We start from the raw sequence: 15573 nt of genomic DNA on the forward strand, positions 1-15573 counted from the left end.
ATGGCAATCCCAATCGAAAATATATACTTTTTGCTTTGCTATGCTTGGAACAAGTTAGACGAAAAAGAACGTGTTGATGTTTCTATAGATGACAAAACAGAATTACTCGATTTATTTGCTAAGGTACTAATTACCTCTTCAAAGCTTTTACTCAAAAGAGGAATCGATAAAAGTTATATAGACCACCAAGAAGAAATTTCAGGGGTTAAAGGCAAAATTGAAATCAGTCAGACTCTCAAGAGAAATTTACTTTTCAAACAAAAAACTGTTTGTACTTATGATGATTTCTCTGCCAATATTATCACAAATCAAATTTTGGTTTCAACAATTAATAGGCTCACGAGAACAAAAGGCATTGACCCTTTCCTAAAAATAGAATTAGCAAAATTGCAAACAATGTTACTCGGAGTTGACTTAATTGAAATCAAAGCAAGTCACTTTAAACAAGTCAAATTAAACAGAAATAATCGTTTTTATGGTTTTGTGATGAATGTATGTCATCTTATTTTTCAAAGTACATTCCCATCAGAAGAAAAAGGGAAATACAAATTTTCTGACTTTACAAAGGATGAAAAGAAAATGAATCAGTTGTTTGAAGCGTTTATTAGAAATTTTTATCGTATTGAGCAGAGAAAATTTAACACTGTTAAAAAAGAAATAATTAAATGGCAATTTCAAGAAGATGATATCGAAAGTCATCAGTATCTACCTCAAATGGAAACTGATATTTCATTGGAAAATGAAGAAAAAAAGATAATTATTGATGCTAAATATTACAAAGAGACAATGACTGTCAATTACGACAAAGAGAGAATTAGGTCATCTAACCTATATCAGCTATTTAGTTATTTATTAAATCAGCAGGATGGTAGTGAAAAAACTAATATGGCAACTGGAATACTTTTATATCCAACTATTGAGAGAGATTATGATTTAGATTTTAAATATGACAATCATAAAATTCAGATACGGACTGTTAATCTTGACACAAATTGGAAAAATATATCGACAAGGCTTAAAGAAATAATAAACGTTTGATTTAACATTAATAAAGTAAGTTATATAATTTAAAACAGCCCATCGCTTTAAGCAGTGGGCTGTTTCTTTAATTGATGATACGTTCACAGTTTCAGACAGTCAGCTAACGCTGATAATTGTCTTCCAATACCTTGATAATATCGCTTTCACGAAACAGAATTTTCCGTTCGAGCTTGATAAAAGGTATCAGTCCGTCATCTCTGTACTGTTGCAACGTCCGTTTGCTGATATGCAACATCTCGCAAATCTGTTCGCCTGACAGATAAATTTCCCCTTTTAAGAGTGGATGAAAATATTCTCTGATATACAGCAGTTCATTTTTGATACCTACCACAGCTTCGAGCAGGGCAAGCATATCCTCGTTTGAATTTCCAATCTGTTTCATTTCTTTTGCTTTTTTAATGGTCGCTCTCCCTGCATAAGTAATTCCACTTCGGATAATCTGAAATATGTTTTCCGATTGATTTGCGTTGCCCCAAGAATGCCCTTTGCCCTGTACGTTTGTAAAGTTCTTTTACTAACATTGAGTAGTTGGCAGGCTTCCTGTTGGTCGAGCCATTTCGTTGCCTGTTGTAATGCTTTGTAGGGTACAGTCATTTTCGCTATCAAATTGGAAACTTCCTTTACTTCCCTGTGCAATGCCTTTAAAATCTGAATGTCCAAAACTGTTATTTCCATTTCACATTGTTTAAACCTCGAAAGTAGAAGCTATTTTAATAGATAGCTTTGATGTTGCCGTCAGAGGTCGCATTTGGCTTTCAGTTGCCGAATACTATCAAAGAAATATTTAAAAAAATCTAAAAAAGAACAAAAAGGTAGCAAATGTAAGGCGGACACCCACCGCACAGTCCAACCAAAAGCTTACGGCATAATGGCGGGGCAAATATGGTAGCTTCGCCCAGTTATTGTGTGTGATTGCCCTGCCACCCTTCGGGACTTATTCCGTTTCCTTTTGGTTTTCCACTTGTCCGCCTTGATTGAATGGCTTTCTTTTTTTTCTGTTTTTTTGTTTTGAAAAATTATTTTAAAAGGGAGCAACGCACCACACTCGATACCGCCCCACAATCAAAACAACGGCTTGTGCTTCTCATTATAGATTTCGCTAATTAATTCCCCGAACTCCTGAAAGTGGTACTCGATAATGTTGTCCAGATAGGCATAAATCGTCAGTTTGTCGATGCCCATAATATTGGTAAGCCTGTTAAATGTTTCGTGGTGTTCCTGCCGTACATACACCGATTTACCCCTACTTGCAGTACTGTTCGGAATTTTAAAGAACTGTCCGCAGTAGTCCTGTTTGGTCAGCTTCTTTGGCTTGGAGGTGCTTTTTTTCGTGCTGTTCGTTGACAGTTTAGTTTGTTCCGTTTCTGTTGCTATTTCCTCGGGTTCTTCGCCTGCCATTACACGCATAATAGCTTCCTCATCCACATCGGGTTTGGCAAAGTCTTTCCTATGTGTTGTTCCTTGTTGTTCTATCAAAGGTTGCTTCTTTTCATCAGTAAGGAAATTTTCAATAGAAAAATCCTCTTTTTCGGGTTGCTGATTTTTGTTTTCCTCATGTATCATATCTCTTAATTTTAATATTATATCCAATTAGTTGTTTGGCTAGCTAAGCAGTCAGTTGTATGTACGATTGCACCTATGTAACAACCTATCTACCTATGCACCTGCATACCCTTAATTAGCTGTTTCGTTAACTGAAAAGTGTGTAATTCGTCTGCATTCAATCACGAAGATTTGCTGACGGGATTTATGCCGATTGGCTACATAGTTAAGGTTATAACCAATCAGCCAACTAACCAGATACAAATGAAATAAAAGCAAATCCAATCCCCATAAAGGTGGTAGTATTTGGCGTTTATTAGCTTTGTTTGGCGTGATTGTAAGTTGTTGTTATTCAAATAGTCTTATCGAACTTTGCAATGGAAGCGACTGCTTTTTTCTGCTAACTCCAATCCGTTTGCAAAACGGATTTTTCTGAACTCCTGTTCAGAGCAAGTTATCTCTTGAGGTCCTCGAAATAAATTTCCGCACCTCAAGAGCACTTGCCCTTGCAGGGGGCTGGAAACGGCTCCGAAGTCGCTCGTTTATGTAAAATTAAAAATGGATTATTATGGAAGAGAAAAACAGAAAACAGATTAAAAAAACAGGAAGGAAACCAAAGATTGACCCTGCCGTCAATCGGTATTCAATCAACCTGAATGCACAGGATAATGCCAAATTTCTTGCCCTCTTTGACCAATCAGATATGAAAGTAATCGCCCATTTTATTACCGCCTGCATCTTTCAGAAGACCGTAAAGACCGTGAAAATTGATATGAATGCTATCGAATATCACGAAAAGTTGACCCGATTTTTTAGCCAGTTCCGAGCAATCGGAACAAATTACAACCAGATTGTGAAGATATTGTACCGCAATTTTTCCGAGAAAAAAGCAGGAACATACCTTTTTAAATTGGAAAAGGAAACCATAGAATTGGTAAAAGTCACGAAGGAAGTCATGCGTTTGACACAGGAATTTGAAGAGAAGTATTTGAAAAAAGAGTAAAGTTATGATTGCAAAAATCGGAAAGGGAAGCAATATGTACGGAGCGATTTTGTACAATCAGCAGAAAGTAGACAATGAAACCGGAGCGGTTCTGCTCTTGAACAAGATACCCGACACGGTGGACGGCAGTTATTCTGTAGCTTATTTTAATAAATGCTTTGAGCCATATTTATCGGCAAACATCAAAACGGAAAAGACGGTACGGCATATTTCGCTGAACCCAGATCCTGCGGATAAGGTCAGCGATGAACAGTTTATGGAAATGGCACAGGAATATATGGAGCGTATGGGTTATAGCAATCAACCTTATATAGTTTTCAAACATACGGACATTGACCGCACCCATATTCATATCGTTTCGACCTGTGTAGGCATTGACGGAAAGAAAATCCCCGATGATTACGACCATCCACGCTCAATGGCAATCTGTCGGGATTTAGAACAGAAATATAATCTGCAGAAAGCTACTGAACAAGAGCAGAAACAAGCCAACAAAATTTTCAAGCCTGTAAATCATAAAAATGGTGGCACCAAAAGTCAGATTGCTTCGGTAGTAAGGCATCTGCCAAAGTATTATAGCTTTTCTACTATTGGTAGTTACAATACTTTACTTTCCCTTTTCAATATCACAGTGGAAGAAGTCAAAGGAGAGCGGGACGGTCAACCTGTAAACGGATTGGTTTATGTAGCATTGGATGAGAACGGAAATAAAGCAAGTAATCCGTTTAAAGCATCACTTTTCGGAAAAGATGCAGGAGTAAGACAACTGCAAAAACACTTTGAGCAGTCCAAAGAGAAAATGAAAACCAATCCTGCGAGGTCTGTACTAAAAAATACCATTGAATTGGCTATACATACCACAAACAACGAAACGGATTTTAAAAAGCAATTGACCGAGCAGGGTATCAATACGATTGTCCGTAAAAATGAAAGCGGACGGATTTACGGTATGACCTTTATAGACAACGGAAGTCGTAGTGTTTGGAACGGCTCACAATTAGACAGAAATTTGTCGGCAAACGTATTTAATGATTATTGGAACAATGGAAATAAACCCGAATTGAAATTACAGGATAACCCTGTTTCTAAAGCAAATGAAATAGACAGCGTACCGACAAAAGACCTTTTTGAATTTCTTTCAAATGAGCATTCGTCCAATTCCGATTTAGGATTGCTCAGCTTATTACCCGATGCACAGGGCGAGGACTACGAGGAAGAACAGTTTGCAAGCCAAATGAAAAAGAAAAAGAAGAAAGGAAGGAGATTGTAATAATCTGTTTTTCTTGCTATAAAATCGAACAATCCTTGCAAATTCCCGTGAGTACACAATTCACACTTTCAACATTGTAGCCATTGGGAACAGAAAAATTAACAGCTTCGGGTAAACACTCTATTGTCTGACATTTGACACAGCGAAAATGAAAATGATTATCGGCAAAACTTTTTTCATCACATTTTATACATACGGCAAAATATTGTTTTCCGTCTTCGGCTACAATTTTATGCACTAACCCGTCCTCACAAAAACGATTTAATATTCTGTAAATAGTAGCCCTGTCAATTTCTACATCTATTTTTTGTTCAATCGCATCACGGCTCATCGCTTTTCCTGTATTTGCCAACAAGTTAAAAATAACTTCTTTTGACGGTGTATTTCTACGTTTCATCTCTACTATTTCTCTTTGGCAAAGTTAATGCAAATAATTTGCATTAACTTATTGCCACACTGTCGCAATAATAAAAAACTTTTTTATCTTTGCCAAAAGATTTGAATAAAATGACAGCAGAAAAAACCTTAAAATTTGGTGGAATAGAAGTTTTCACTACAAATATCAAAAGCAAAATTCAGGCAGAACGCATTGTACAAATACTTGAAAGCAGTTTTCCAAAATTGAAAATCAATTTTGATTTATGCGAAACCGAATTACCTTATCCTTGTGGACATACGATTTTACGAGTTGAAGACAACGAAATAAATTCAGAAAATATAATTTCAATCATAAAGAAATCGGGGTTTATGTGCGATATTTTAGAAGATAAAGTCTGTAAATAATAAAAAATATGACAGAATTTTGGGAAGAAGCATTTAAAGACAAACAAGAAATGTGGGGCTTAGAACCTGCAAAATCTACCGTTTTGACAAAGGACATTTTTCTGGAACATAATGTCAAGAATATCCTTATCCCAGGAATTGGATATGGACGTAATGCACAAATTTTTCTTGAGAACGGAATGACAGTTACAGGTATTGAAATTTCACAGACAGCCATTGATTTGGCTCAAAAACATTTTGGAAGTGGATTGAAAATTTATCACGGTTCGGTTACAGATATGCCTTTTGACGACAATTTATTTGACGGAATATTTTGCTACGGTTTAATTTACTTGTTAGATATGGACGAAAGAGCAAAATTGATCCAAGACTGTTTTAATCAGCTGACTGAAGGTGGATTAATGGTTTTTACAGCAATTACTAAAGATGCAACAACCTATGGACAAGGATCGCTAATAGGCAAGGATCGCTATGAAATGTTTGGTGGGGTCAAAATCTTCTTCTATGATAGGCAAACCATTGAGGAAGAGTTTAGTAGTACAGGACTTTTTGAAATAACCGAAGTGACAGAAAACTATCCGTTTTACTTAATCAAATGCAAGAAAAAAACATTGTAACGAAGAAGAATTTATCCGTTATATTAGATAGGCAATTGTTCTATTGCCTCAATATTTTTTCAGAAATGACAAACTGAACTCAATATAGAAAAACTATTTCCCTTTTATCTTCTTTCTATGCTTTAGTCCAAAATCAATTAAAGCATTGACAACTGTTTCAGTTTCTTTGGCGTGTGCGGTAAGTGCATAAGAAACGGTAACAGGTTTGGTGTTATTAACTGTTCGGGTAATCAGTAAATTATCTTCCAATTCCTGCAACTCTTTAGATAGTACTTTGGGTGATATTCCCAGAGCCATTTCTTGTAAATCTTTAAATCTCATTGTGCCATAGTTCTGTAAATTGTGCAGGATACAAAATTTCCATTTGCCACTCAGCAGTTCAATGCCATCTTTTAACGCCAATATGCTTTCTTTATTGATGTTACTTTTTTTGTCTTCCATAAAATAGTTACTTTCCAAAAGGTAATGAATAGCAAATATAAATCGAATATCTGATAGTTTTGTAGTCAGAAATTATAAAAACAGTTCATTATGAAAATAACAGTAATCGCAAACATTTCGGCTAATGGAAGAATTTTAATAGCTGACAACCCTCATCATCAGTTACCACCAGAAGCTATGGAATTTTACGTGCAATTTGTAAGACAAGTTGGTAACGTTGTGATAGGATTGAAAACCTTTGAAAATTATCTAAAATTCCCAAAAGAAGTAAAAGAGCTTTTTAAAGGGGTAGAAATCATCATATTGTCTGATAAACCTTATACAGTTGATGGCTACAAGACCGTAAGTAGTCCGGAGGAGGCAGTTGAATATATGTCTGGAAAAGATGTGCAGGAAATTGCCATTGGAGGCGGAGCAGGTACTTTCAATGCATTTATAGACAAAGATTTGGTTACAGATATTTATTTTAACGTCAACCCAATAATCACTGGAGCTGGAGCTATTTTAGGAAACAACAACGAGTTAAATTCAAAATTTAAATATAAAGAACAGAAACTTAAAAACGGTTTTGTTCAACTCCATCTAGCTAAAGAAGGAATAAAGACGAACCTATAGCCCCGTAAAACATGAACTGAATACCGATTCCTGAATTTTTATTTGTAATAACAAGACAGAAAATGAGCTTAAAGAAATTGTGACATAGATGGACATTATCTTTTGCTTTAGCGTTTGCAAGTGATCCATTATATAAACCTGAATGACATCATCATTAAATCATATTATCTCGGAGATACAGCGAAAAGAAAAAGCTATTTCGCTCACTTCCCCCAATGAGATTGATGAAGCATACCAAATGACCATATACCTGAAAGAATATTTATGGTCTATACGAGAGGATGTTACAAAGCAAGGTTTTAAAAACCATTGGGAGGAGATCAATTTCTTTCGCAATATCAAGCCATATATTCTCTCTAAGCTCATTTACCACAACAAGATCTTTCGCATACAGACAGCTTGTCCTGTTGATGGAGGAAAAATGTACGCAAGTTATTTTTCAGAACAGATAAAGGAATTAAAACAGGAATACAGGGAACACATCTACAATTCAGATTTTTACCGATATTACCGTTCAGGAAGAACCGACCGTGATGAAACCTACTTTAGATTAGGCAATATTAATTTCCACGATGGTTTGAATAGTTTTGTCTTTGAAATTGACCCACTGTTTTCAACCTATTATGATAACAAAGTGGCTCGGATAATAGCAAATGAATTACTTTATACCTACATACTCCAAAAAATCAATGATGATGAAATGGCAGATTTTTCTGCGAGGGATATATCTGATAGCATCCTTTGGACGGATACCAAAAATGCCTTGATAGAACTGATTTATGCTCTTTACACAAATGGCTCTCTTTCTGATGGTAAAATAGGAATACGCAAAATCAGTTTGGCTTTAGAAAGAATGTTTCAGATTTCCTTAGGAGATTTGCATCATTCTTTCCATCGAATGAAATATCGAGCAGGTTCCAGAACCGCATTTTTAGACCAGCTAAAATCTTCTCTCGAAGAATATATGGACAAAGATTTGTAAACGAATACAGATAAAAACAAACAAAAAGGGCAGCAAAGTTAACGGATGCCACCAACTCCGCACGCATAATGGCTTCGCCACCCTTCGGGACTTATAGTGCTTTGTTGGCTTGCATCCGTTGTTAGAATTGCTTTCTTTTTTTTCCTGTTTTTTTTCTTTTGGAGTGAATTTTAGTATTTAATATTTCATAGAGGTAGCTTCCGCACTTAAGAGGTCAGCCGTTCCAAATCTCCACGAAAATGGCACTAAAGAGAAATATTTGATAAGAGTACATCAAACTAAAATAATTAGCTATATTTGTCAATTATTGACAAGTATTAATTTGCAAGTATATGAAAGCAACTTTTGGCGAATACATCAAAAAACTAAGGACAGACAATGGTTTGACTTTAACTCAACTTGCATTTCAGCTTGACCTTGATTCTGCAAATTTGAGTAAAATAGAAAACGGGAAAAGAGAATTTGATGAAAAGCGTTTGGAGAAATTAGCAAATGCTTTTGACCTTGACCTTGAAAAACTGAAAGTAGAATATTTTGCAGACCAATTCGCTAAAAAAATGTACGAATATAATTGCTCTCCCGAAACACTGATTGTAGCCGAGGAAAAAGTCAATTATTTGAAGAACAAGAACGTAAAACAAGCTGAGATAAAATTCTAACCAAACAAGAAGCGATGCTAAAACAGCTTATAGAAAAATATCAGTCAGACAGAATTCATTATCTGACTAATAAATATAACGAAACACAACTCCGTAGTGATTTCTTAGACCCATTTTTTGAATTGTTGGGTTGGGATATTAAGAATAATGCAGGGAAACCAACTAACGAAAGAGAGGTAATTTTAGAAGAACCATTGAAAGCAAATGCTTCTGAACATTCAAAGAAACCAGATTATACTTTCCGACTTTTTTCGGAAAGAAAGTTCTTTTTGGAAGCCAAGAAACCGTTTGTCAAAATTGAAGCGGACAATGAAACAGCTAAACAAATAAGACGTTACGGTTTTACCGCCAAACTAAAAATTTCTGTCCTTTCCAACTTTGAATACCTTATTATTTATGATACTTCGGTCAAAGTTGAACAAGGAGATACCTTTCAAAAAGCACTTGTTAAGAAATATCATTATACCGAGTACGAAAGTAAGTTTGATGAAATCAAACGACTGTTAGGCAAGGAAGAAGTTTATTCAGGAGGGTTTGATAACGAATGGAAAGAGATTGAAAACAAAATCAATCAATATTCTATTGACAATTTATTTTTAAAGCAAATCAATGAATGGCGTAAGGCATTAGGTGCTGAAATCCACAAGTACGAACCGAACATTGATGAACAGCAATTGAATGATATTGTTCAGAACTATCTGAACCGTATATTGTTTTTACGTGTATGTGAGGACAGAAATTTAGAAGATTATCAAACTCTTTTAAAATTTGCGAATACAAACGACTTTAAAGCCTTAATCAAAAAATTTCAGGACGCTGATAAACGCTATAATTCAGGGCTATTTGACCAATTATTAAAGGATAAGATTGTAGAGAATATTAGCTCCGTATTTTGGACAATTATCAAGCATCTGTATTATCCTGAAAGCCCTTATTCTTTTAGTGTTTTCTCGTCTGATGTGTTGGGAAGCATTTATGAAATCTTCCTTTCTGAAAAATTAGTTGTTCAAAGCGGTGCGGTAGAATTGGTAAAGAAACCTGAAAACATAGACAGGGATATTGTTACCACACCAACGTTTATTATCAATGACATTCTAAGAAACACGGTTTTGCCCAAGTGCAAAGACAAAACAGACGAAGAAATTCTGCAATTAAAATTCGCTGATATTGCTTGTGGTTCAGGAGCATTTTTGTTGGAGTTATTCCAGCTATTGAATGACATTTTAATTGACTATTATTTGGAAAATGATAAGTCAAAACTCATTCAAACTAACATCAATACTTATAAACTTCCTTTTGAAATCAAAAGAAAAGTTTTGTTGAATTGCGTTTATGGCGTTGATAAAGACTACAATGCGGTTGAAGCAACGAAATTTGGTTTATTGTTGAAATTATTGGAAAGCGAAGATGTAAATTCAACCAACAAAACCAAGCCTGTTTTACCTGACCTCTCAAAGAATATCTTTTTTGGGAACAGCTTATTAAACTCAAAACAAGTTGAAAAGAAAAATCAAACAGCAGTAAACCCATTTGATTTTTCAAAGCTCCGTTTTGATGTGATTGTTGGAAATCCGCCTTATATGAAATCGGAGGATATGAAAAATATCACACCGCTTGAGCTACCATTATACAAGACAATTTACACATCAGCTTACAAGCAGTTTGACAAATACTTTTTGTTCCTTGAACAAGGGCTGAATTTATTGACCGATGACGGAATTTTAGGCTATATCGTTCCAAGTAAGTTTACCAAAGTGGGTGCAGGTAAAAAACTTCGGGAGTTACTTACAGAAAAAGAATATTTACATTCAATTGTTTCATTTGGGGCAAATCAGGTTTTTGCCGATAAAACAACTTATACCTGTTTGCTCATTCTGAATAAAAAGCCTCAAAAGACGTTTCAATATGCGGAGATAAAGAGCTTAAAGAGTTGGAAAGTTAGAGAGCCCAACGCAGTTAAATATGAAACTCAAATAACTAAGACTTTAGACGATGATGTTTGGGTTTTAATTCCTTCTGAATTGAAGCCCGTATTCAATAAAATTTTAGCTCAGTCCGAAAAGCTGGAGTTAATACTTGGTGAAAAGAATATCACAAATGGCATTCAAACAAGCAAAAACCCTTTATATATAATCATACCTCAAAGGATTGATAAATCTTTTGCTCACTTTGAAATAAAAGGTGTCAAATGGAAAATTGAAAAAGAATTACTACGCCCATATTATAAAACACCATCAAGTAAAAAGCTTAAAGAGAAATTCAACACTTACAGCTTTTTGAACCCCAACTCATACGTAATTTTTCCATATAAGAAGAAAGGTGGAAAAGTAGAGGTAATACTTGAAGGCGAAATTAAAAGTACATATCCATTTGCTTACAAGTATTTCAAGCATTATGAAAAAGTAATTAAAGAAAGGGATGTTAGTCCGCCAATAGGTAATGATGATTGGTACAAATTCGGAAGAAGTCAACATTTAGATAGTTGGGAAGCTAATGAAAAAATAATTGTTGGTGTTTTATCTACTGGAGAAAAGTACCCTATTGATAAAAGTAAAACTATCGTATCCTCTGGAGGAACAGCAGGATATTGTATAGTTGCTATTCCTGAAAACTCGGAGTATTCTATTTATTACATTCAGTCTATTCTTAATTCAAAATATTTAGAATGGTTCAGTGCTTTGTATGGCGAGGTTTTCAGAGGGGGGTATATTGCCAGAGGTACAAAGGTTTTGAGAAACCTGCCAATCAGGAAAATAGATTTTACCGATGAAAATGATAAAGCCCTTCACGATGAAATTGTAAATACTCAAAAAGAATTAATCAGTATATATAACCAGATAGATGCCAATGCGGGAAACAAAAGAGCTTTAACCCCACTTCAGGCACAGTTTGCAAGAGAAAAAGCAAACTTAGAAAAACTGTTAGCCAAATTATACGATTTGGGCACTGATGATTTATTAATTCCTTTAATCAAAGAATTGTATGAAGCTAATTGATAATGCAACAGCCGAAAAACTTCGGGGTGGTTTTTATACGCCTGAACCGATTGCTTCATTCATTTTAAAATGGGGCATTAACGGAAGTTCTAACTACGAGATTTTAGAGCCTAGTTGCGGAGACGGTGTGTTTTTGGAACAACTAAAAGAGAATAATCATAAGTTCAAATCAGTTATAGCTATTGAGTTTGACGAGGTTGAAGCAGACAAAGCAGACAAAATCAAGCTTCAGAATACAAATGTAATCAATACTGATTTTCATTTGTATTGTAATGAAACTACGGAACGATTTGATTTAGTTGTCGGTAATCCGCCCTATATTCGTTATCAATATTTTGACAAAGAGCAACAAGCCGAAGCAGATAAAATATTCAAAAAAGCAGGGCTGAAATATTCTAAATTAACCAACGCTTGGGTTTCGTTTGTTGTAGGGGCAAGTTTGCTACTTAAAAACAAAGGAAAAATAGGCTTTGTAATTCCTGCGGAATTATTACAGGTTTCGTATGCCAAACAATTACGTGAATTTTTAGCCCATTTCTATAATAAAATCAATATTATTTCTTTTGAAAAATTGGTGTTTCCCGATATTCAACAAGAAGTTGTTTTATTGCTTTGTGAAAGAAACGGAAGCAATTCACACTTGATTGAACATTTGGAATTGAGAGATGCTTCCGACCTTGAAACATTGGATGTAAACAGGCTCAAAAGTCCGACCAAAAAAATAGATTTCAAATCCAATAAATGGACTTACTATTTTTTGGAACAGGAAGAGATTGATTTTCTTGAAAACATTGCAACAAAAAGAAAAATCCCAACAATCGGAGATTATGCCAATGTTGAAGTGGGTATTACCACAGGGGCAAACAATTATTTTACCGTTCCCTATTCAACCGTTGCTTTTTATCGTTTAGAAGAATTTGCAAAGCCAATGGTTGGTAGAAGTGTGCAAGTGAATAGCGTTGTTTTCACAAAGGATGATTGGTTTAAAAATCAGCAAACCGAAGCAAAAGCAAATTTGTTGGTATTTCCATCAAAAGAAAAACTGAACGGACACACAGGCGTAAAAGATTATTTGCAATATGGCGAAAGTATCGGTATCAACAAAGGTTACAAAACAGGTATTCGTGATGATTGGTTTGTAATTCCATCAATCAAACTTTCTGATGCGTTGTTTATTCGTAGAAATAATTTGTTTCCACGTTTGATTTTGAACGAAGCAAACGCCTACACAACTGACACAATGCACCGTGTTTCCATTAAAGAAACTGCAAACAAAAATGCTTTCATTGCGAGTTTTTACAATTCGCTTTCATTGGCATTTTCGGAAATTGTAGGTCGTAGTTATGGTGGTGGAGTTTTAGAACTAATGCCAAGCGAAGCAGAACAAATACTTCTTCCCTATCAATCTGAAAATACTAAATTACTTGAAAGCATTGATAAAATGATGCGAAGCAAAAAAAGCATTGATGACATTTTAAAAATCACAAACAAACAAATTTTGAAAGACGCCTACGGTTTTACAGAAAAAGAAATAAAACTTGCGGATAGCATTTGGAGAAAATTGTCGGCAAGGAGATTAAATAGGGGTAAATAAATAATTAAAAATGAAAAGACAGCCAACAACTCAACAGATAACTTGGTTTTTAGACTTATATCGCAATAACCAATTAGACTTAACTCCACCGTATCAAAGAAAAAGTGTATGGAGTCCTAAAGACAAAAAGTTCTTTTTAGATACTATTTTCAGGAACTATCCAGCACCACCTATATTTATTCATAGGACTGTTAATGACCAAGGCTATACAACCTATCACATTGTTGATGGCAAGCAACGTTTGGAAACAATCTTATCTTTTTTTGAAAGTAAAATTGCAATAGCTCAAGATTTTGGGGATGTAAACTTAAATGGCAAGAAATTTAAAGACCTATTACCAGAATACAAAAGAAAATTTTGGGATTATACCTTAGTTGTTGATTTTATTGATTCAATCGATGGAAATAATATTGAGGAAGTTTTTGATAGAGTAAATAGAAATGCGAGAAATTTACAACCACAAGAATTAAGACACGCAAGATACAATGGATGGTTTATCAACTTTGTTGAAGAAGAATCTGATACAGATTTCTGGTGGGATTATAAAATAAGTACAAGAGGAAGAGATAAACGAATGAAGAATGTTCAGTTTATTTCCGAATTGATGATGATTATTTTGGAAAATACAATTGTTGGATTCGACCAAGACCACATAGATACTATTTATGCTCAGTATGATGAAATTGAAGAGTTACAGGAATCTGGGGATTTTAGTTTAGAAGAATTCATAAATAGACTTTCATATATTAAGCAATTTATTTTAGCTGTAGATAACCATAACGTGGCAATCAAAAAATTTGCATCTGGTTCTAATAACAACTACTACACTTTATGGGCATACATACATTTAAATAATCCTCAAGACAGTGTCGCTTTTGCTGATGCTTATGATGTTTTTATGACAAAAGTATCTCAGGTAAAAGAAAAACAGGAAGCTGGGGAAGAAATTGAAGAAGATGTACTCAAATATTATGATAACTCTAAGGGAGCTGTTACAGACCTTCCTCAAAGAAGAGAACGTTTGTTAGCTTTAACAAACAACTTATAAAATGAAAATAGTAAAATCTATTCAAGAGCTATACAATAAGAGATTTGAATTCTACAAGATTCTAAAATCAAAAGCTGATATCTTAATCAATAGTCAGAAAGATGAAAGATGGCACTATGAAAGTCGGATAAAAAAAATTGAGAGTTTTTCAATGAAAATTGAAACAGGTAGATTTAATCAAAATCAAGTTTTTGAAGATTTTTTTGCGGCTACAATTGTAGTAAAAAATTTGAATGAGATTAAGGTTGCTGAAAAGTTATTAGAGAAAAATTTCACGATACACGAGAGAAGACCTTATTCTATAAACTTTACTCATAAAGATTCTTTTTCATTTCCCTTTGATGATTTAAGATTATATATTTCTTTAAAAGACAACCAGACAGGAGAGTTTGCACAACACATTTACGATTTAAAATTTGAAGTGCAAATCAAAACTTTTTTACAACACGCTTGGTCAATTGCAACACACGATTTAATTTATAAATCTGACAAAATAAATTGGGCAAAAGAACGAGTTGCCTACCAAGTAAAAGCCGCATTGGAACAAGCAGAAGTTACAATAAGTGGAATCGAAGAACTTAGTAAATTGACAGAGTTAGCTAAAGAAAATAAAGAAGTAAAAAAGGTAAACCAATTAATATCTACGATCCAAAATCACTGGAAAGAAGAGGATTTACCATTAGATAGAAGAAGATTAGCTCAAAATATATTAGGATTTATTGAAGCTATCGGTATCTCAATACAAGAATTAAATGAAATATTGAAAAGCGAAACCATCGCAAAACGAGGGGTTTTAATACGTGATTTATCTCCCTATCTAATTGTAGTTCAATCAATATTTAATACACATCCTGATAAAATTATCGGATATCTTCAGAACCAACGAAACAAAAATAAACAGAAAATTCTGATTACTACTGAAATGACTATTCCAGAATTAGGAGAAGTTGTAGAAGAAAAATTGGTTAAGATATAAATTATC

The 15573-nt window shown here is 34.3% G+C and carries 17 protein-coding genes; 12 read left to right on the forward strand and 5 right to left on the reverse strand.

Annotation, left to right across the window (positions count from 1 at the left end):
* The gene (mcrC, locus tag C8P70_RS00310) at nt 1-1038 is read left to right on the forward strand and encodes a 5-methylcytosine-specific restriction endonuclease system specificity protein McrC (protein WP_133711354.1); all 1038 of its coding nucleotides are present in this window, start codon (nt 1-3) and stop codon (nt 1036-1038) included.
* A 103-nt stretch (nt 1039-1141) separates the two neighbouring features.
* Here mcrC and C8P70_RS00315 read toward each other — a convergent pair whose 3' ends face one another.
* The 3 genes from C8P70_RS00315 to C8P70_RS00325 all read right to left on the reverse strand — a co-directional run bounded on the left by C8P70_RS00315 (nt 1142) and on the right by C8P70_RS00325 (nt 2604).
* Nucleotides 1142-1423 (reverse strand): helix-turn-helix domain-containing protein, encoded by a 282-nt coding sequence (locus C8P70_RS00315; RefSeq protein WP_133711355.1) that lies wholly within the window; start codon nt 1421-1423, stop codon nt 1142-1144.
* Nucleotides 1420-1716: a helix-turn-helix domain-containing protein gene (locus C8P70_RS00320; RefSeq protein WP_133711356.1), complete on the reverse strand. Its 297-nt coding sequence runs from the start codon at nt 1714-1716 to the stop codon at nt 1420-1422. Before C8P70_RS00320 ends, C8P70_RS00315 begins: the two co-directional genes overlap by 4 nt.
* Nucleotides 1717-2103: 387 nt before the next feature.
* The gene (locus tag C8P70_RS00325) at nt 2104-2604 is read right to left on the reverse strand and encodes a DUF3408 domain-containing protein (protein ID WP_133711357.1); all 501 of its coding nucleotides are present in this window, start codon (nt 2602-2604) and stop codon (nt 2104-2106) included.
* 547 nt (nt 2605-3151) lie between these two features.
* On the opposite strand from C8P70_RS00325, the gene mobA reads away from it, so the two are divergent.
* Nucleotides 3152-3586: a conjugal transfer protein MobA gene (gene mobA, locus C8P70_RS00330; protein WP_133711358.1), complete on the forward strand. Its 435-nt coding sequence runs from the start codon at nt 3152-3154 to the stop codon at nt 3584-3586.
* A gap of 4 nt (nt 3587-3590) precedes the next feature.
* Entirely contained in the window at nt 3591-4856 is a 1266-nt protein-coding gene (gene mobB, locus C8P70_RS00335; RefSeq protein WP_133711359.1) for a conjugal transfer protein MobB, read from the forward strand.
* Nucleotides 4857-4872: 16 nt separating this feature from the next.
* Here the strand turns inward: mobB and C8P70_RS00340 are convergent, their stop codons facing one another.
* Nucleotides 4873-5253, reverse strand: a complete 381-nt coding sequence (locus C8P70_RS00340) for a Fur family transcriptional regulator (protein WP_133711360.1) — start codon at nt 5251-5253, stop codon at nt 4873-4875.
* A 110-nt stretch (nt 5254-5363) separates the two neighbouring features.
* Between C8P70_RS00340 and C8P70_RS00345 the strand changes: the two genes are divergently transcribed.
* On the forward strand, nt 5364-5639 hold the full coding sequence (locus C8P70_RS00345; protein WP_133711361.1) for a hypothetical protein: 276 nt from the start codon (nt 5364-5366) through the stop codon (nt 5637-5639).
* Between the two features lie 8 nt (nt 5640-5647).
* On the forward strand, nt 5648-6256 hold the full coding sequence (locus C8P70_RS00350; protein WP_133711362.1) for a class I SAM-dependent methyltransferase: 609 nt from the start codon (nt 5648-5650) through the stop codon (nt 6254-6256).
* A gap of 93 nt (nt 6257-6349) precedes the next feature.
* Here the strand turns inward: C8P70_RS00350 and C8P70_RS00355 are convergent, their stop codons facing one another.
* Nucleotides 6350-6697 (reverse strand): winged helix-turn-helix transcriptional regulator, encoded by a 348-nt coding sequence (locus tag C8P70_RS00355; RefSeq protein WP_133711363.1) that lies wholly within the window; start codon nt 6695-6697, stop codon nt 6350-6352.
* 90 nt (nt 6698-6787) lie between these two features.
* Here C8P70_RS00355 and C8P70_RS00360 point away from each other — a divergent pair, with 90 nt between their 5' ends.
* From C8P70_RS00360 to C8P70_RS00390, 7 genes are all read left to right on the forward strand, one after another.
* Entirely contained in the window at nt 6788-7312 is a 525-nt protein-coding gene (locus C8P70_RS00360; RefSeq protein WP_133711364.1) for a dihydrofolate reductase family protein, read from the forward strand.
* Nucleotides 7313-7454: 142 nt separating this feature from the next.
* Complete coding sequence (locus C8P70_RS00365; protein ID WP_133711365.1) at nt 7455-8294, forward strand: RteC domain-containing protein; 840 nt, start codon at nt 7455-7457, stop codon at nt 8292-8294.
* Nucleotides 8295-8626: 332 nt separating this feature from the next.
* Nucleotides 8627-8953, forward strand: coding sequence for a helix-turn-helix domain-containing protein (locus C8P70_RS00370; RefSeq protein WP_133711366.1), 327 nt, complete (start codon nt 8627-8629; stop codon nt 8951-8953).
* A gap of 14 nt (nt 8954-8967) precedes the next feature.
* Complete coding sequence (locus C8P70_RS00375; RefSeq protein ID WP_133711367.1) at nt 8968-11949, forward strand: Eco57I restriction-modification methylase domain-containing protein; 2982 nt, start codon at nt 8968-8970, stop codon at nt 11947-11949.
* Nucleotides 11936-13543: a class I SAM-dependent methyltransferase gene (locus C8P70_RS00380; RefSeq protein ID WP_133711368.1), complete on the forward strand. Its 1608-nt coding sequence runs from the start codon at nt 11936-11938 to the stop codon at nt 13541-13543. Before C8P70_RS00375 ends, C8P70_RS00380 begins: the two co-directional genes overlap by 14 nt.
* 10 nt (nt 13544-13553) lie before the next feature.
* Nucleotides 13554-14591, forward strand: coding sequence for a DUF262 domain-containing protein (locus tag C8P70_RS00385; RefSeq protein ID WP_133711369.1), 1038 nt, complete (start codon nt 13554-13556; stop codon nt 14589-14591).
* A gap of 1 nt (nt 14592) precedes the next feature.
* A complete protein-coding gene (locus C8P70_RS00390) occupies nt 14593-15567 on the forward strand; it encodes a nucleotidyltransferase family protein (RefSeq protein ID WP_133711370.1) in 975 nt (324 codons plus the stop codon).
* The last annotated feature ends 6 nt before the right edge of the window (nt 15568-15573 follow it).

This window comes from Myroides indicus, from assembly GCF_004364575.1.
Taxonomy (GTDB): Bacteria; Bacteroidota; Bacteroidia; order Flavobacteriales; family Flavobacteriaceae; genus Flavobacterium; species Flavobacterium indicum_A.